This is a genomic window from Ructibacterium sp. SJQ-7, assembly GCF_054696575.1.
The window spans coordinates 1,927,609-1,947,160 of the sequence record NZ_CP195193.1 but is presented as its reverse complement, the minus strand read 5'-3'; the positions used below and the strand labels follow the sequence as shown (position 1 = coordinate 1,947,160).

At 39.9% G+C, this 19,552-nt stretch carries 12 protein-coding genes and 1 pseudogene; 4 read left to right on the top strand and 9 right to left on the bottom strand.

Translation table 11 applies throughout. From position 1 onward, the window contains the following. Positions 1–88 precede the first annotated feature (88 nt). Both lacZ and ACSAMO_RS08375 read right to left on the bottom strand, forming a co-directional pair. Positions 89–3,088, bottom strand: coding sequence for a beta-galactosidase, LacZ type (gene lacZ / locus ACSAMO_RS08380; RefSeq protein WP_499209102.1), 3,000 nt, complete (start codon positions 3,086–3,088; stop codon positions 89–91). 15 nt (positions 3,089–3,103) lie between these two features. Continuing rightward, entirely contained in the window at positions 3,104–4,501 is a 1,398-nt protein-coding gene (locus ACSAMO_RS08375) for an MFS transporter (protein ID WP_499209101.1), read from the bottom strand. Positions 4,502–4,843: 342 nt separating this feature from the next. On the opposite strand from ACSAMO_RS08375, the gene ACSAMO_RS08370 reads away from it, so the two are divergent. After that, on the top strand, positions 4,844–5,710 hold the full coding sequence (locus ACSAMO_RS08370) for a helix-turn-helix domain-containing protein (protein ID WP_499209100.1): 867 nt from the start codon (positions 4,844–4,846) through the stop codon (positions 5,708–5,710). Between the two features lie 71 nt (positions 5,711–5,781). Here ACSAMO_RS08370 and ACSAMO_RS08365 read toward each other — a convergent pair whose 3' ends face one another. Continuing rightward, positions 5,782–6,003, bottom strand: coding sequence for a hypothetical protein (locus tag ACSAMO_RS08365; RefSeq protein ID WP_499209099.1), 222 nt, complete (start codon positions 6,001–6,003; stop codon positions 5,782–5,784). Between the two features lie 910 nt (positions 6,004–6,913). Here ACSAMO_RS08365 and ACSAMO_RS08360 point away from each other — a divergent pair. Next, positions 6,914–7,594, top strand: a pseudogene (locus tag ACSAMO_RS08360) (recombinase family protein); the annotation flags it as partial. Between the two features lie 46 nt (positions 7,595–7,640). Here ACSAMO_RS08360 and ACSAMO_RS08355 read toward each other — a convergent pair. From ACSAMO_RS08355 to ACSAMO_RS08330, 6 genes are all read right to left on the bottom strand, one after another. Continuing rightward, the gene (locus ACSAMO_RS08355) at positions 7,641–8,171 is read right to left on the bottom strand and encodes a copper amine oxidase N-terminal domain-containing protein (RefSeq protein WP_499209098.1); all 531 of its coding nucleotides are present in this window, start codon (positions 8,169–8,171) and stop codon (positions 7,641–7,643) included. Between the two features lie 173 nt (positions 8,172–8,344). Then, the gene (locus ACSAMO_RS08350; RefSeq protein WP_499209097.1) at positions 8,345–9,622 is read right to left on the bottom strand and encodes a transposase; all 1,278 of its coding nucleotides are present in this window, start codon (positions 9,620–9,622) and stop codon (positions 8,345–8,347) included. Between the two features lie 413 nt (positions 9,623–10,035). Next, positions 10,036–11,943 carry a transglutaminase domain-containing protein gene (locus ACSAMO_RS08345; protein WP_499209096.1) on the bottom strand — a complete coding sequence of 636 codons (1,908 nt, stop codon included), beginning with the start codon at positions 11,941–11,943 and terminating at the stop codon, positions 10,036–10,038. Positions 11,944–12,080: 137 nt separating this feature from the next. Further along, positions 12,081–12,893: a hypothetical protein gene (locus tag ACSAMO_RS08340; protein ID WP_118445972.1), complete on the bottom strand. Its 813-nt coding sequence runs from the start codon at positions 12,891–12,893 to the stop codon at positions 12,081–12,083. Positions 12,894–12,905: 12 nt separating this feature from the next. Beyond that, the gene (locus tag ACSAMO_RS08335; protein WP_337869033.1) at positions 12,906–13,973 is read right to left on the bottom strand and encodes an SH3 domain-containing protein; all 1,068 of its coding nucleotides are present in this window, start codon (positions 13,971–13,973) and stop codon (positions 12,906–12,908) included. Positions 13,974–14,133: 160 nt separating this feature from the next. Then, positions 14,134–14,715, bottom strand: coding sequence for a hypothetical protein (locus ACSAMO_RS08330; protein ID WP_308456034.1), 582 nt, complete (start codon positions 14,713–14,715; stop codon positions 14,134–14,136). 176 nt (positions 14,716–14,891) lie between these two features. Here ACSAMO_RS08330 and ACSAMO_RS08325 point away from each other — a divergent pair, with 176 nt between their 5' ends. Beyond that, entirely contained in the window at positions 14,892–17,210 is a 2,319-nt protein-coding gene (locus ACSAMO_RS08325; protein ID WP_499209095.1) for an alpha-L-arabinofuranosidase family protein, read from the top strand. A 231-nt stretch (positions 17,211–17,441) separates the two neighbouring features. Continuing rightward, on the top strand, positions 17,442–19,529 hold the full coding sequence (locus ACSAMO_RS08320) for a sodium-translocating pyrophosphatase (protein ID WP_499209094.1): 2,088 nt from the start codon (positions 17,442–17,444) through the stop codon (positions 19,527–19,529). Positions 19,530–19,552 lie beyond the last annotated feature (23 nt).

Sequence of the window (19,552 nt, the reverse complement as noted above, 5' to 3'; positions counted from 1 at the left end):
GCTTATAAATATTTGCGAAGATATTATCAAATCCACCACAAGTAACATTGTCTTGAAAATCCTATATTTTCATTGCTTTACTTTCTTCTTACGATCTTAAGGGCATAATTACAAATTCCAATTTCATCGGCTGATCTGCATGAATTCTGTACTCCTCATGCACCGGTGCACCCCAGGAATCATCGCCGCCGACACCCATTTGCTTTGCAGCGATTCTGACCCATGTGTAGCGAACACTTGGAAGTTCATCCAGATGCATTGCGTTTTCGAGTTCATAGGCACTGTATGGCAGTACACTCATTTCAAACGGAGCAGATGCCTTTTGGAACGTCAGACCATGCTGCATATCATCATGGATTGAGAGCGTTCTTACACCGGTACGGTTGCCGCATTCTTGCGGATTGAGATAACCGGAAAGATTTTCTTCTGCTGTAGATTTCCACAATCCCAGTCTTGCCCCTTTGCATCGGTCACTGTAATTTTCATCAGGACCGAGTCCGTAATACTGGAAATTGCAAAGCTGTTTTTTCATCTTGAAGTCCAATGCAAGAACCGGCATATCGGACATTCCTCTTACTCCTACATAATTTACACTTACGCCCAGCTTTCCGTCAAAGTGTGCGGTATAGGTTACAGTAAACTCAAAAGTCGGAACACAGGCAGCCTGATATGTGAATGTGATTTTCAAAGCATCTTCCTGTTCCAGCCATGAAACGGTTTTATACTTTGCAAATTTGCCTGCGGCATACCACTGTGCAAGATTGTATGGCTCGGAAGCACCGGTGTCATTGTCCGTCATTGCTCTCCAGAAGCTGACCTTTGGTGTGCGTGTGATATATTCAAAATCATTGTATTTCAGAGAACTGATGCCGCCCTCTTTTTTGTCGAACATCATGGAGAAGTTTTCTCCGTGAACACCAATGATAACATCACCGTATACAATTGTCGGCTTTTGCAATGTGGTTTCCGGAATCTGATTATCTTTCACTTCAAACACTTCCTGTGCAAAGGCAATTTCGTGCCCTGCATCTGCCCATAGTGTCTGATCTGCGGTAACGGCGGAAACATGATAAACATATTCTCCTGCACTGTCTATTTTGTGAAGTGTCAGTTTCAGTGTCTTGCTTTCTCCGGCAGGAACATTCAGAGAAAATGTATCGGATTTCAGAACAACGCCGTTCTTTTCCAATCGTACAACAAAGGACAAGTTATTTGTATCTGCAAAGAGATTTCGGTTTTCTACGGTAAGCATTCCGTTTTGAATGGACATTCTGATGTTGGAGTAAAGAGCCTTCATTTCCTGAACCTTTGGAGAATAGGTTCTGTCAGCATAGATCACACCATTGGTGCAGAATCCGTAATCGCTTGGTCTGTCCTCAAAATCTCCGCCATAAGCCAGAACCGTTTTCCCGTCGTCATTTTTGGTTTCGATTGCCTGATCGATGTAGTCCCAGATGAAACCACCCTGATAAGCCTCATATTTGTCCTCAAGGTCAGTGTAAAGGCTCAAACCGCCAAGAGAATTGCCCATAGCGTGCATATACTCACAGCTGATATACGGTCTGCCGTTATTCTGTTTCAGGTATTCTTCCACTTCCTGCGGTTTTGCGTACATACGGCTTTCCATATCCGTGATAGAATCATACTGATGATTCGGAACTCTTGTAACGCCCTCATAGTGCACCAGTCTTGTCGGGTCTACACTTCTGAAATATTCCGACATTGCAGCAATATCTTCTCCGCAGTAGGATTCGTTTCCGCAAGACCAGATGAGAACACTTGCGTGATTCTTGTCACGTTCATACATCGATTTTGCTCTGTCCAGTACAGCTTCTTTCCATTCCGGAAGTGAACCCGGTACATTCCAAGACGGATCTGTTGCACCAAGCTTCTGCCATGTACCGTGTGTTTCCAGATTGGTTTCATCAATCAGATAAATGCCATATGTATCACAAAGCTGATACCAAAGAGAATTGTTCGGATAATGACAGGTACGAACTGCATTGATATTGTTTTTCTTCATGAACTGAATGTCAAACAGCATATCTTCCTTTGTGATTGCTCTGCCTGTTTTCGCATCAAATTCGTGTCGATTGATGCCCTTGAAAATGATACGTTTTCCGTTTAAACACATGATTCCGTTTTTCAGTTCAAATCGGCGGAATCCGACTTTGGTTCTGCTGACCTCGATTTCATTTCCGTCTTCGTCTGTCAGAATCACTGTAAACGTATAGAGATTCGGTATTTCGGCACTCCAAGGCTTGCTATTTTCAATTGTCCAGTTTACGGATTCCTTTTCATTGGATTCTGCAATGACCGTTCCATTTTCATCTGTCAAGATCGATTTCACAGAACACTTGCCCACAATATCCAGCGTTGCAGAGAAGATACCGTTTGTACCGTCATAATCTGAAATCACTTTCATATCACGAACATGGGCAGACGGTGCCGCATAAAGGAATACGTCACGGAAAATGCCGGAGAATCTCCAGAAATCCTGATCTTCCAGCCAGCTGGCAGAACTTCTCTTGAACACTGCGACAGCAAGTTTGTTGCCCTTTTCACGAATATATGGTGTCAGTTCAAATTCAGACGGTGTAAAAGAATCTTCGCTGTAGCCGATAAATTCGCCGTTCAGCCAGACATACATAGCAGTTTCCACACCCTGAAAAGAAATAAATACACGCTTATTTTTCAGAGCATCGTTCAAGTCAAAATATCTGACGTAGCTGCCGACAGGGTTGTCCTTTTCAGAGATAAACAGAGGACGGAGATGCTCCTGTCCCTCCCAAGGATAAATTGTGTTGACGTACTGCGGTTTGCCGTATCCCTGCAATTCCATGTGTCCCGGAACCTGAATGTTGTCAAAATTGTCAGTGCTGTCGCTTTCTTCATAGAACTTTTGCTGCCATTCAGATGGATTCTTTGCCCACGCAAATTTCCAGGTGCCGTTCAGATTCTGAATCAGAGAGGAATTGTCTGCATCGGCTTCCAAATGGTTTGCATAGATTCTGTGGTCGGAATGTGCGGCAATTCTGTTGACTGCAAACACTTCCGGATTGGTCAGCCAGTCGAGTGTATATTTCATATTGTTTCCTCCATTTTAGTTCTGTGATTCCATCACAACTTCATTTTCGGATATTCCAAGTTTTTCTTTGATTTCCGCATTTGCCTTTTCAACATTCATCTTAGAAAGAATAAATGCGATGATCAGATCCAGTGCAAACGGAACGATTAGATACATAATGTGAAGCATATTGATAGCAGAATCAGGCTGTACTGTCAAAATGCCCTTGAATCCGCTAAAGTCGAGCAAAAGACCGACAATTGCTGTTCCAAGTCCACCACCAATTTTTACACCAAGTGATGTGCAGGAGTACATGATTCCATCAACGTGCTTGTGTTTGGTAAGCCAGCTATATTCAGAACATGATGCGATGACTGCATTCATATCACCTTGCCATGGACCTTGACCGAGTGCTGCAAGTGCTGTAAATGCAAGCATCAGCGGAATGTTTCCCATGTATCCGGCAACTGCTACCAGAAGTCTGCCAACTGTTGCTACCATGTAGCTGTATTTGTTCAGCTTATATATGCCGTTCCATTTTTGTACGATGGTAGGAGTGAAGATCAAGGCGATAATCAAAGGAATATTGATAAACCACGCAAATGTGCCGAACATATTCTCATCTGCGAGAACATATTTTGCATAGTATGTTCCAACACCGATCATCGCACCATAGAACTGCTGCAAAATATAGGTTACTGTGATCATCACATAATATTTGTTGTGTGCGAGAATTTTGAATGCTTCTCCAAAACTGTATTTGGTTTCTTCTGTTTTTGTTTCACTGTCTGCAAGTTCCTCATCAGAAAGTTCCTTTACAGAAAGAGCGGAAATTGTATTTACAATAAGACCGATAACCGCATAAATAATTGCGACTGTTCTCCAGCCATTTGCACCACCGCCCATTGCTTCAACAAATTGGAATGTAACAGCCTGAATCAGGAGGCTTGTTCCAAATGCGAAGATAAAGCGATAAGAACCCATCTGAACTCTTTCCTTGCTGTTCTTTGTAACAAGAGCGGTCAGAGCAGAATATGCGATGTTGTTTGCTGTATAAAATACACTGTTAAGAAGTGTGTAGCAGATAAAGAACCATGCGTACTGAGCAAAATTATCCATGTTCATCGGGATTGCAAATACACCAATCAAGGTAATTGCGCAGCCGATAAAACCATAAAGCATCCACGGTTTTGCCTTGCCCATTTTCGTATGTGTCTTATCAATCAACGTACCAAAAATGATGTCTGTTATTCCATCAAAAATCTTCGATACAGCAATGAGAACGCCAATAACACCTGCGTTTAATCCAATCGTGTCGGTAAGATAGATCATTACGAATGATGTCAGCAATGCATAGACAACGTTCCCTGCAACATCGCCAGAACCATAACCGACTTTGTTATACCACTTTAAGTATGTTTTTTCTTTGCTCATAATAGAGCTCCTTTCATTGTTTGTATGCCCACATGGACAGAATTTTCCCATAATGAATGATACGAACTGCTTTTCATCTTGCAAAAGCGAAATAATGCCATCGTCAGAATAGATGATTATTTTTTTTGAGTATAAAGAATTTTTATTGAATTCAACATAGAATTACAATGAAAGACGTCTTTTTTTAATTCTTTTCTCTCATTTCTTAACTCTATTATACCACACAAAACGGCCTAAAAAATACACAAAGTTATAAAATATATGCACAAAGTTTAGGTTTTTTCTTGCAATCAGTGCTCAGGTGTGATATACTATAGTCATAGAAGCAAGGAGATGCTTTTTATGTTTATAAATGTTGCCTATTTGAACAACTCTACATCTACTGTAGTGGATAATACGAAACCTTTGATTGTAACAAGCTGTGGAAATTATCGTGTGAAAAATCGTTCTGAAGTAGTAACACATCGTCCGAAGGGAAGAAAAGATTATCAGCTTTTATATATTGCCTCCGGAAAAGGACATTTTTTCATTCATGGAGAAGAAAAAACGGTTTCAGCCGGAAATATTATTGTATATTTGCCGGATCAACCACAGGAATATGTTTATTATCGTGCAGATCAAACCGATGTTTATTGGGTGCATTTTACCGGAAATGAAGTAGAAGAAATTTTAGAGTATTACAATATCAACCTGCAAAATAATATTCTCTATATCGGAACATCTCCCGATTATCAGTGGTTATTTGGTCAGATGATTCAGGAATTGCAGCTTTGCAGACCACGGTATGATGAATTGATTTCTTTGCAGCTGCGAAATATTTTTATTTTGATAAGCCGTGCAATCATGAGTGCAAAGAAATTCAGCAGCACCAGTGAAAAAGAAGTTGCTTTTGCGATGCACTATTTTCTTAAAAATTACAACACAGAAATCAGCATTGAGGAGTACTCCGAATCCAGAGGGCTTAGCAACTGTTGGTTTATTCAGTGCTTTAAAGAAATCACAGGTTCCAGTCCGCTGCAATATATCTTAAAGTTGCGAATCTCCAACGCACAAAGTTTATTAGAAAATACGAACTACACCATTACTGAAATTGCAAATATGGTTGGATACACCAATTCGCTTTATTTCAGCAGACTGTTTCATAAATACATTGGTATGTCACCAAAAGAATATCGAAAAGTAAAACTCAAAGAAAATCTCAGGGAGTAAAAAATAAAACTCGTTTGGCTAAAACTAAACCAAACGAGTTTTGTTGATTTTTGATCAGAAATAAGGAATGGCTACATTACCAAACACGTCTGAATTGCAATCTCCTCAGCCTGCAACTCAAAGAGATTCTCAAGCTGCCAAACCTTAGCCGTGTCGGCATTTTTCATCGCAAGTGCATATTCAGGATCAGTAGCACGCATTTTATTCCAGATTTTCCACTTTTCTTTTTCACACTCAGTGATACGCTCGTCAATATGAACATAGATTCTGCCCTTATCTGTTTCTGCCTGCAAACGTTCAGGACAATGTTCCTCTGCCCATTTGATATAGATACACGCAAGTTTGTTGTTGCTGTAATCGTGATATTCTGAATATCTGCCCAGTACTGCAAGCCCCTATTATCAAACTTATCACGGTCAAGAATCATCTTTCTGTGCGATGAAAACTGTCTGATTCTACGCCGAATATTCTCAGGAAGATAGTAATATCCCAGCGTTTTTGCTCTGGCAAAGCGGTTGTTATCCCTGCATACGAAATTTAAGAGAAATCGTGTTTTCTGGTTTGTAAACTGTTTCGATTTCGTTTAATCTGCACTTTTCAAGAAAATCCTCAAACGTATCAGACCGCAGAATAATACAGTCTGGTTCATAGCGAAGTTTTTCTTTCCATGATAAACCTTGCTGCTGTTTTCCATTTCTTTGCACGCCTCGTCAGAGATCTGACGGATTTTCTTCCACGCTGGATTATGTTTGGTATCCATGAGTGTACCAAACGTTCTGTAATTCTCCATATTGGTTTTGCAGAAAATAATGTGATTATTGTTGGTTATTTTTATACACCGTCAGGTGATTTTTCAGAGGGTCTTAGGGATTCTTCCCTAACAAGCGGATGATTGGCAGGCGGTCATTTTCTGACCGTTCGTGCCACATCATCGTTGCTTGCTACTCCAGATCAGCTGTGTCAGCCCATTCTCTTTTCTGCATCGCTTTTCCTCTCATATATCACGCAATTTTTAGAGGAAAACGTAACCGGTTTTCTGCTGTAAATCCGATTGTTTATTGAATATTTACACTTTTCGTCCTTTTTCACATTCAACTACAGGTTTTTCTGAATACAAATATGCTACAATATCCGCAGCATAAATTTATGGAAAGATTGGATATAACATTGAACGTTCAAATATGATTGTGAATACCGGTATTCATGATTCGGGAAGGAGTTCTGAACATGAATTTTTCAGACAAATTGGATATACTCTACGCCCGCCGTTCCAGTGAGGGCGGCAAAGATGGTGAGAGTATTGAAAATCAGGTTGCACTGCTCAAGCAGTATGCAGCTGACAAAGGGTACTATAACATTAAAGTTGTCACAGATGACGGATATACAGGGACAAACTTTAACCGACCTGATTTTCAGCGTATGATGGAAGATGTAGAAAACGGTATTATCGAAACCATTGTTGTAAAGGATATGAGCCGATTCGGAAGAAACTATATTCTGGTGGGGCAGTATGTGGAACTTGTTCTGCCGCAGCACCATGTCAGAGTGATCGGCGTAACCGATAATTATGATTCCTATAACACAGAAAATGATCTGTTTGTTTTTGAAAGTATCTTTGCCGAAATGTATGCAGCGGATATTTCCAAAAAGATCACTTATGCAAAACATACCCTTGGCATGAATGGAGTCAAACTGAAATCACATCCGCTTTATGGGTACAAACTGGTTGACGGTGATCATAACCGGTGGGAAATCGATGAGGAGTCCGCTAAGATTGTACGAATGGTTTTTGATATGTTCCTGCATCAGGATATGTCGATCAATTCTATTGCAAAATACCTGAGAACCAATAAAGTGCCGACACCGAGTGCGTACATGGGATACAAATATACCAAGGTCGGTACTTCTTATGGCTGGTTGTTCCAAACGGTCAGACGACTGCTTGGTATGCTTCTACTTCTGATTGTGCAATATCAATTGTTCTTCCGTCAGGTGCATACATTGTTACGGTCGGTTCATTATCACTGCTCGCCGCAGAATAATCCGAAGAAATTTTTATAGTTGATGTTTTATCATCCCACGCCACATTCGCATCCAAAGCTTGTGACACCGCTCTGACAGGAACAAATGTAGTATCATTTACGATAACAGGCATAACGTCTAATTGTTCCGTTTTTTCATTTTTCTTCAAAGTTTGAGAACCTATTTGCAAAGTAATCTCGGTATCTTCCTTTTTAGCCGTAATTGTTTTAGTATCATTGTCCCAATCCACTTTAGCATTCAGATGTTCAAATATGTTACGCATAGGCACCATAGTATTTCCGTTTTCAATGAATGCAGGACTGTCGCATTCAAGTTCTGTACCGTCAACATAAATTTTTATGTTCCTTTCAGCGCTAACCGAAACAAACGTGAACATCATTGTCAAAGCAACTAAAATACTTATACCTCTTTTTTTCATCAGTATCAACTCCTATATTATATTTTTTATAGAGAGGTGCAAAACACAAGAAATAAAAAGTAAATAAATCATAAATAAAGCTAAGCGAAGCAACAAAAGCGAATAATAGTTAAAAAAGTGCATAGCAAACAAACCTAACGGCAAGGAACAAAAATATTTGGTTTTAAACATTGTCAGCTAAGTCGTTTTAAAGTTTTTACGCTGCGATAAGAAACGTCTTTCTTAGTAATAACGGCGGCAATTGCAATCGATAAAAGTGATATATGAGCAATTGTATTAAGATTTTTTACAGAATTGCCATTACGAACAAAAACTCTTTCACAGCCTGCTTGCTTAAATCGTGAATTGTATCTTTCGGCTTCGGTTCTGAGAGCATAAACGGATTTAAAGGCTATTGAGCTTCTATCGATAGAAAGCCTGTAATCATCGGGAAGAGTTATGTATTTAGTACAACCGCGATTTTTCTTGCCATTATTCCAACATTTGTGATTACAAGGACAATTGCCATTTTTAGAGCGTTTCAACGGACAGCAGTATTTCTGACGTGTTCGACCGCTATCTGAAAACTTGCCGTCTTTATGCATTGCGAGTCCTGCTTCGCAAATGATATTCCCTGACGGTAACTTTTTAGGGCTTTTGGTATTTCGTTTGTTTAAGGCAATAAAGCAATCGCCATTGTATGTGTCATGCACAGTGTTGTAAATAGCCTTAACATCATAGGCTTTATCAGCTAAAAATGAGCATTCAGACATAGGAAGATAAGAATTTGCTCTTTTGAGTATTTCGAGTGTTACAGAACTGTCGGAAACATTGGCACCGGTTGTTAATTCACAAACGGGTAAGCCCGATATGCAGTCGACAAGAATATGATTTTTGTAACCCCAATAGAATTCATAATTCTTTTCGTTGTGCTGATTTGAAGCAGTTTGAACACCAAGCCTGCAATCTTTATCAGACTTTGGATGAGAGGCTTTGGAGAACTTATTCTTTTTAAAGGACTTGGGATTGTTGTTTGAAACATTAGCCTTAACAGGAGTAGCATCCAAAGCGATAAAAGATGAATCAATCAAAGATAAATCGGCAGCTTTCAAGACCTGTGATTGCATAACAGTTTGAAGTATATCGTTATCAAATTCACGGATAAATCGTGTGAATTTTGCATAAGAAGGTAATTCATGAGAAATGTCAAAGCCACAGTAATGGGCAATAATTAAGTTGTTTGACAGATAATCGTGTAAGTCCGAAATTTGAGAGAAACCTTCGCATTTCATAACGATAAAGGCACAAATCATAGAACGATTGCTATAACTTGCACGACCGAATTTTGAGTTTTGAGCCGGAATACAGCTTAAATCTAAATTAATGAATAGTTCATCGTAAAATTTAGCTTTTGGTTGTGAAGTGAAAAGACTGATGTCTTTTAAAATTTCTTGACGATAGATAAAAACCACTCTCCTTTGTGGGATTTTGATTTCAACTATATTATACCAAATCAGAGTGGTTTTTTCTATACATTAAATATTAAATTTATAGTGACAAAACGGATTTGCCACATCCGTAAAATTGCATAAACTCTATGTTTTTAGAGCTTTGCACGTGGCTAATATTTTTTATACTGTTATTGCCCTAATGAGAGCAAAATTCCCCAATGTTTAAACACTTCATAATTTATTCTTTAAATTTATTTCCCTCATCCTTTCGCTTTGTAGATTTTTAGATTTTATTCCAAATATACAAAATTATGTAGTGATAATTAAATTTATTATATCATTCTTGACAAATAGTGTCAATATATTCCATAGAATATATCTTACAACCAAAAACGGTTTAAACATTTCGTTTAAACCGTTTCACATTCTAAATCTTATTCCACTTCATATTCGACCGTGGCAAGTTCATTCATTTCGATGTCATACAGAGTTGCAGTAACAGTTCCGCTCGGTGTAAAATCCTTTGGATTCATCACTCTATATTCACCTGCACCGTTTGTGATTACCTTTCTGTCTCCGACATTATCTCCGCACTTAAATCTGACTATATAAGAAGCTTCTTCCGTAACGGTAATATAAACACTGCCGTCTTTATAAGTAATACCATACTCCCAATCTTTCTTCGGCAATGTAATCTTCACATTTCCATATTCAGAGGTATATAGCTCATATCCTTCTTCTGTCATTGTCGACGGTTTTGTATACTTTTTTGTCCACACCGATTCGTCCGATAAATTTGGGATTGTTTTTTCTTCCGTTACATTCGGATAACCCTCAAGCGAACGAATAATTTTTCCGCTTTCGGTCAATGTCGGGTCTTCAGATATGCTCCAAGCACCCCACCAATGAGCATAAAGCGTTACATCATCGCCCGAAATTTCTTCAAAATTTTCAACTTTTGTTCCACCGTCTTTTTCGGTGTACCAACCGCCAAACACCAAACCAGCTCTTGTCAGCTCGTCAAACGAGCCGTCGCCATCTGTCCAATAATTACTGATATATTTGCTACTTGTTGTATTTCCGCCGCTATAATTCGAGTCAAATGTAACATTGCGTTCCTTTATATCAGTCGGAAGCGGAATAGTCTTTACCACAATCACACCCACCGGCATGTCGTTTTCATAATAATCTCTTACAACCTCAATGTTATTTCCGTTTTGCCTTAGTCGACAGAAAACAACATCTTTAATATTCTTGATTGCATATGTATAATATTTATCGGTTTCAAAGCTATAAAGATACACTGTGGATTGACTCGTTACAAAGCTCGGTCTAAAGAAACAAATATATTTGCTGTCCTCAGTTATAATATAGCTTGTCGGTTTCGCTCCGTTTTCTTCTGATGAAGGTATAAGTGTTTCTGTAAAATCAGAAGTAGTTTTCACTTTGTCCATATCAATATAGTAGAATTTCTGAATATCATCATTCCATATAAATTGCATATAAAAACCGGTAAACATATCATATTTTTCATAAGTCGTATCCGTACAATGCGTAGCATAATCTACATATCCTGCTCTGTTCAATACAGTATCACTTACTAAAAAGTACCCACGACTCACTGTGCCCAGCAAATCGGGAACAGGGTCATCTGCCGTAACATCAACATGATATTTTTTTCCGCCGATTGTAACGCAGTTCCAAGCATGAAGTTGCGGATCCTCACCCAAATGCACCGGTTTTCTTCCCAACACATACGTTGCCGTCACTCCGACTCTGCCAAGTAGGTCGTTATATGCATTAGCATAACCGTCGCAAACGGCATAACCCTCTACAATCGCACCGTACGCAGTGTGTGCATTCGGTCTTGATGTCGTCACATCATACTGACAATTCATCACAAGCCAGTCGTGAAGTGCCAATGCTTTTTGAAGTTCCGTCATATTCTTGCCCTTATTTTTGCCGAGAGCCTCACGAAGTGCTTTATCGACCGCCGCCTCATATATGGTTTCTTTATCTTCGTCCGAAGTGACATCTGTTACAGTAACGGTATCCGAAAGCGGGTTCATTGTTTCTAATCCGTCCCAATACATAACCTTGTCGCCGTTTTTTACATTAAGCACCGTACTGCTGCTTTCCGTCACATACTCTTTCACAACCTTTGTAAGTTTTCCGTCCTCGTCATACGATGCCACAATCGCAACGCCCGATGTACCGTTTCCGACAACTGCTTTGCCATCCACTACAATAATTGCCAAGTCTGCCGCCGAAACACTCACCGACATGACAAACAAACCTATCAACACCGCAATTACCGATATTACTTTCCTATAATTTTTCATATTTATCCCTCCTTTAAACGCATTAATATCATATTCTTTTATAATAATTATATCAGAAATTCATAAGATTTTCTACTGCTTTAATAAAAAAATATACAGGTAAGCCTTATTTAAAATAGACTTACCTGTTTCACATTTTATCTTCTGTCGTTCTTTACACCTGTCTTATAATCATAAAAAGAATATGCCTCGTTAAGAGCAAAATTTCCTAAAGTTTTAAAGACATCATCTTTAAACTCATTTTGTTTCATTTCGCCCTTTTCATTTATATATCTGTACATTTCGCCTTGATAAAAATACAAATTGTTTTGATTTGCCGCCGAATAAACAAGTCCAAAATACAATACATCATTATTAAAATAATAAATTCGATTATACTTAAAACCGTTTACACCTGACGGAATATCTATTCTCAGAATTTGATCTTCGAGAGTATAATACTTTACACCGCCGTCAATCTCTGAAACCTGAAGTGAACCAAGACTTTTATCTGTATTTTCTCTCAATTTATTGATTATGCTTGATTTCGTTCCGACGCCTTTTATCTCAGCCGACGGCATATTATTTTCATATGTATTTGGTATTTCACCGTCATTCAGCTTTACCGCCGACCACTTTATCGCCTCCGACGTCAAAATCGGATTGGCAGGCTTTTGTCCTTGATTGTGTCCGCTTACCAAAAAGTATCCCGCAAAGCCTGACGCAACCGCCAAAAATATAACCGTTACAACCACAATTACAATAATAGCGATTTTATTGTTTGGTTGATACCCCTCAGAATTAAATTGTTGAGATTGTTCATTTGTTTTTACAATTTTTTCACCGGTCATTGGATCAAAGTTATAGTCATCTTTAATAATTTTTTCGCCGGTCATTGGATCAAAGTTATAGTCATCTTTAATAACTTTTTCACCGGTCATTGGATCAAAATTATAATCTTCTCTGTTCATATCATTATCCCCCTATCTGACGTATGCACTTGTCACATATCCGACCATACCGTTATAATTAACCTTATCATATCCGTTGTACGAGCCGAGATATTCAACTGCCGCTCCGACAGGAATTTCACAAATGTATTCCGCCGGCTCTGACGGTGTTTTTCTTAAATACACCGAATTTTGCACTCCTGAAATATGATAAATCGGATTTCCGCCTGTGTAGACATGAGGATCTGTTGATGTCAAATATTCCGCTTTGGCATAACCGATTTGTCCCTTGTATTTTATTTTGTAGAAACCGTTTGTAACATCCTCAATATATCCTACAGGTTCACCCCAAGGGATTGTACAAATGTTTTCCGAATTTTCTTCCGCATACTTTCTTAAATATATTGAGTTCTGTACATTAAAAACATACATTGTGAATTTAACCGATACATCGGACGAGCCTGTCGCATGTTGCACCGGTTCAGCAGGTTTGGCATTTTTATTGCCTGCCTGTTGAATTGCAATATTCGCGTCTTCCGTAAGATACTTTGTCATTACAAAGCCTTCTTGTCCGCCATACTTAATTTTTGAAAAATCATCATTTTCCTTTTTTACAAATTCAACCTGCGTACCAAGCGGAATTGTGGTAATCTGTTCACCGTTTTGGTCCGGAGTTTTCCTCAATGTTACGCTTTCATTCACATTTACAATGTACATAACCTTTGTCGGATTTTCTGTCGGTGCCGGTGTTGCAAGAGTTTTATCGACAACCTTGTCACACAACACATATCCGTCCACGCCGTTTACTCTTATCTTATAAAAACCGCCATGTGCAAGTGCCAAAAAACTTACCGTTTCATTTGCTTTTGTCTGCATAAGCACTGCCGAGCCTTTATCGGGATTTTCATAAACATTCGTACCGTCATCTAAAATTGTATATGACATACCTTCATTAATGCTGTTTAAACTTACATTTCCGTTGCTTGCATTATTGAATGTTGACGCATACTTTTGATATGCAAAAACAACTCCGCCGACAGACAGCAATGCAACTGCCGCACATATAACGCAAACAGCGATTAATTTGTTCCTTGAATTCATTCCCCTCATCCTTTCGCTTAACAGATTTAAGTTTTTATTACAGATATACAAAATTATATAATAATAATTAAAAATATTATATCATTTTCGACAACAGTTGTCAATATATTCCACAAAATAAAAAACGGTTTAACTTTTTCGTTTAAACCGTTCTTCAAATTTATACCACAGGTTCCATTGTACTTTTTTCAACAGTATATACGCATTGTTTCACCGTTATATCCTTTGTATTTTTACCTGCCATTTTGCAGTCCGCCACCTCTACTACTGCATGCGGCATATTTGTTTTTCTCCAAAGCTGTGGGTCAAAAGCGTCCTCTTTATATTTCGACTCAAACACTTTTGCATTACCTTCCGAACCGAAAAGTATAACTTTTTTATCAAAAGTCGCAAGACCCTCAACTTCTGTGGGACGGCCCACTCCTGTAAATACTGCTAAGGTAACTTTAAAGAAATACTTCAAATCAACCGAATAAAAACCTCTGTTAAACGGCACAGCCTCAATGTCCGTAAACACCCAAATCACTTCGGCTTTTGTGCATTTAACGTTTATTGCTCTGTCCACAATATCCTGACCGCACGAAGTCAAGTACACGCGTACATTTTCCAAGCAGTCTTTATCCCTACAACTGTCATATATCTTATCAGTATGTACACACACTGCTTCACGGAAATTTGTATCACAAGGATATTTTCTTTCTCTTCCGCAGTCATTACAGCAATTTCTGTTACAATCAGCCATTTATTATCATTCCTTTCTATGTTTTTGGGGTTTTCCCTTGGTATAGAATATGAAACTCACCGAAAAGTGTTACTTTAACCGATTATTTTAAATTAAAGTCTGAAAATTGCAAACATTTCTATTTGGATTATGATATAATATGAAAAGTTTAGAAGTATCACGAAAGGAATTAAAACATGAACAAAATCACAGTAACTACAAACAAAAAAGCGTCTATGTCCGATTTTTACGGTATATTTTTTGAAGACATAAACCATGCCGCCGACGGCGGACTTTACGGTGAAATGATACGCAACAGGGCGTTTGAATTTTCACCTATGGACAATCCGTCATATCAGGCGTTGACGGCTTGGAAACGTATTGAAGAGGGCGGTGCGTCGGTATCGTCATTTGTATCAAACAAATCACCGTTTTCAAAGCGAAATCCGAATTATCTTATTCTTGAAATTAACAAAGCAGGCACAAGAGCCGGCATAAAAAATCTCGGCTACAACAGCGGTATTGCGGTAAAGGAAGATGAAAGCTACAATTTTTCATGCTACGCAAAAAGTGACAAGCCTTGTGAAATAACAGTTTCAATAGACAACGCATACGGTGAAGTTATTACAGAAAAGTCGCTTAACATCACGTCAAACGAATGGACGGAATATTCATTTACATTAACATCACCTGTTGACGATTTTTCGGCAGTGCTTGCAGTCACATCAAAGCAAGAATGTAAATTCTGTCTTGATTTTGTATCGTTATTCCCCGTAAAAACCTACAAAAACCGTAAAAACGGTATGAGAAACGACATAGCCGAAATGCTTGCGGACTTAAAGCCTAAATTTATGCGTTTTCCGGGCGGTTGTCTTATCCACGACGGCACACTTAATTCCGACGACAGAAACTCAATGTACCGTTGGAAAAACACAATCGGTGCTGTAACCGACAGACCGTCACGACGTAACAACTGGCGATACAATCAATCGTTGGGACTCGGACATTTTGAATACTTCCAATTCTGTGAGGACATCGGCGCAAAGCCTCTGCCTGTACTTCCTGCCGGATACAATCCGCATATGGAGCAAGCCGTTCCGCTTGACGAAATGCAGGAATGGATTGATGACGCACTTGACCTTATCGAATTTGCCAACGGCACTGCCGACACGAAGTGGGGCAAAATAAGATGTGATATGGGACACGCCGAGCCGTTCAATCTTGAATATCTTGCAGTCGGCAACGAAGAAGTCGGTCAGGGCTTTTGGGACAGATATGACCTTTTCCACAAAGCCATAAAAGAGAAATATCCGCAAATAAAAATAATCAACTCTGCCGGACCTTTCCCACAAGGCGGTGAATTTGAACGCGGTTGGAACAACGCAAAAAAGAACGGCTCTGACCTTGTTGACGAGCATTACTACACATCACCCGAATGGATGCTTGCCAACTGCCACCGTTACGACAATATGCCGTCAGACGGTCCGAAAGTATTCTTAGGCGAATACGCGTCATGGGGCAACACATATTACAACGCACTTATCGAGGCGGCATATATGACAGGACTTGAAAACAACGCACATGCAATCGGTCTTGTATGCTATGCACCGCTTTTATGCAATGTTGACTACATAAACTGGCAGCCCGATATGATTTGGTTTGACAATCACAGAGTATACGGCAGTGCAAATTACTATGTACAAAAAATGTTTATGAACTGCACAGGCAACAATCTGCTTGACGTAAAGCACGACGGTTTTGACAAGCCTATCACTCTTGGCAGTGACAAAATCAGCGGTAATATTGAGATTGAAGCTGACAGATGCAGTGCGGAATTTTACGATATTAAAATCACCGACATCGCAACAGGCAATGTAAAAACATATGAAAATCTATCATTCAGCAACGGCGGTAAAGCCGTTATAGACAGCATAGACTCAAATCATTACAAAGTCGAATTTACCGCCAAACGCACAGCAGGCGACAAAGGTTTCCGCCTGTTCTTCGGCAAGTCGGACAATAAAAACTTAATTCAATGGTTTATCGGCGGTTGGCAAAATCAAGACACAGAAGTCAACGCACAAGTAAACGGACGCGGTTCGTGCCTTGACCACAACATTTTCTCCGTAATGACAGGACAGGAATACAAACTTTGCCTTGAAGTCAACGGCAGAAATATTACTACATATATAAATGGCAAAACCGCAAACACTGCAATCGACAAACAGCCTGTTATGGAGGAATTGTACTACACCGCAAGCAGTGACGATAACAACATTTATATTAAAGCGGTCAATGTGCGTGACACCGAAATAACATCTGAAATATGCGTTGAAGGCGTAAACGGCATTAACGCAAACGTAACGGAGCTTTCCGGCAATTCGCTTGATGATATAAACGATTTCGATAATCCGAAAAAGGTATCGCCGAAAACATCGGCTTTAACAGCCGTATCAAATACATTTGAATACACATTCCCGCCACAGAGCGTTACAATATTCACTGTACAGAAATAAAAAAATCATAAAGTTCCTCAAACGTCGAAACTTTAGATTTTATGCCATTTCTGTCGCACATGTCGCCAGAAATGATTTTTAATGAGGTTAGCACCTCAAACTCCCAATAACAAAGTAAACAAAACCTTAACGGTTTTGTTTACTATCTAAATCGGGCGATTACAATCGTCCGATTTTTTTGTAATCAAATATTACAAAGCGGAATAAATATAAACAAAAGGGGGTATCCGTATGGAAAGCTTTGAAACTACTGCACCGATAATAGTTCTTGTCTGTTCACTTACCGCACTGTTATTTTCATTCATCAAATTTTACTCCGTAAAGCGAAAAAGCGAAGGTACGGATATGATGAAAAGCATCAGCGTCAAAATACGCAAAGGTGCGATGGCATATCTTAAACGTCAATACAAAACGGTCGGAATATTTTTTGCGATTATGTTTTTCATTTTGACTGTACTTGCGTCGAAAAGATTTCTAAGTCCGTTTGTGCCGTTTGCATTTTTGACAGGCGGATTTTTTTCGGGATTGTCGGGATATGTCGGTATGAATATCGCCACATACGCCAACACACGCACCGCGAACGGTGTTCGTGACGGACTTAACAAGGGTTTAAAAATCGCGTTTGCGTCAGGCTCTGTCATGGGGCTTACCGTTGTCGGTTTAGGACTTTTCGATATAAGTGTGTGGTTTATTCTTTTGAAATTCGTGTTTAAACTAAGCATAAATGACGTTATGACCGCTATGCTCACATTCGGTATGGGTGCAAGTTCAATGGCACTGTTTGCACGCGTGGGTGGCGGAATATTCACAAAAGCGGCTGATGTCGGAGCGGATTTAGTCGGTAAAGTCGAAATCGGTATACCTGAGGACGATCCGCGTAATCCTGCTTGCATTGCCGATAATGTCGGCGACAATGTCGGTGACGTTGCAGGAATGGGTGCTGATTTGTATGAATCGTATGTCGGCTCGATTATTTCGTGCGGAGCGCTTGCGTCAGCGGCAGGACTTGGCTTTAACGGTGTACTTGTGCCGATGCTTATCGCCGCAATCGGCATAATTGCGTCTATTATCGGCACGTTTTTCGTTTCGACAAAGGAAGGTGCAACGCAAAAATCGCTTTTAGGCTCATTAAGACGCGGTACATACATTGCGTCAATCCTGTCGGCAGTCGGCTCGGCATTTCTTATTTTCACATTACTTCCCGACAATTCAAATGTATTTTGGGCGGTTATTTCGGGACTTATCGCAGGAGTGATGATAGGATATTTCACAGAGTATTACACGTCTGACTCTTACAAGCCTACAAAAAACCTTGCAAAATCTTCAAATACAGGCTCGGCGACAATCATAATAGACGGTATCGCACTGGGAATGTCGTCAACGGCGATACCTGTTATTATAATCGGAATTTCGGTAATTATAAGCTACTTTACCGCAGGAGGTATGGCAAGCTTTGAGGACGGACTTTACGGAGTCGGTCTGTCGGCAGTCGGTATGCTTTCAACACTCGGCATAACGCTTGCGACAGATGCATACGGACCTGTTGCCGACAACGCGGGAGGTATCGCGGAGATGTCGGGACTTCCCGATATAGTGCGTGAAAGAACGGACGCACTCGATTCACTCGGCAACACGACCGCCGCAACAGGCAAAGGTTTTGCAATAGGCTCGGCGGCACTAACCGCGCTTGCACTGATAGTTTCATACACCGATAAAATAACCGAAATGGGAATTGAACTTAATCTTTCCGTCACTAATCCGGCGGTGCTCATAGGCTTATTTTCAGGGGCAATGCTGCCGTTTTTGTTCAGTGCAATGACTATGAGAGCTGTCGGACGTGCGGCACAAAAAATTGTTGTTGAAGTAAGACGACAGTTTAAGGAGATAAAAGGATTGATTGACGGAAAAGCAGAGGCTGATTATGAAACGTGCGTTGACATATGCACAAAATCTTCGCTAAAAGAGATGATTTTCCCCGCCGCACTCGGAATACTTGCACCGATAATTGTCGGATTGGTGCTTGGGTGCAACGGTGTTGTCGGTATGCTTGCAGGTGCTTTAATATCCGGTTTTGCACTTGCTGTAATGATGGCTAATTCGGGCGGTGCTTGGGATAATGCGAAGAAATATATCGAAGCGGGTAATTTCGGCGGTAAGGGGAGTGAAAATCATAAAGCCGCTGTTGTCGGCGATACGGTCGGTGATCCGTTTAAAGATACTTCCGGTCCGTCCGTTAATATATTAATTAAACTTCTGTCTATGGTTTCAATCGTTTTCGCCGCACTTATCGCCACATACGGCGGTATGGGGCTGTTTTAGGCATACAAAAAGGCGGTGCCAAA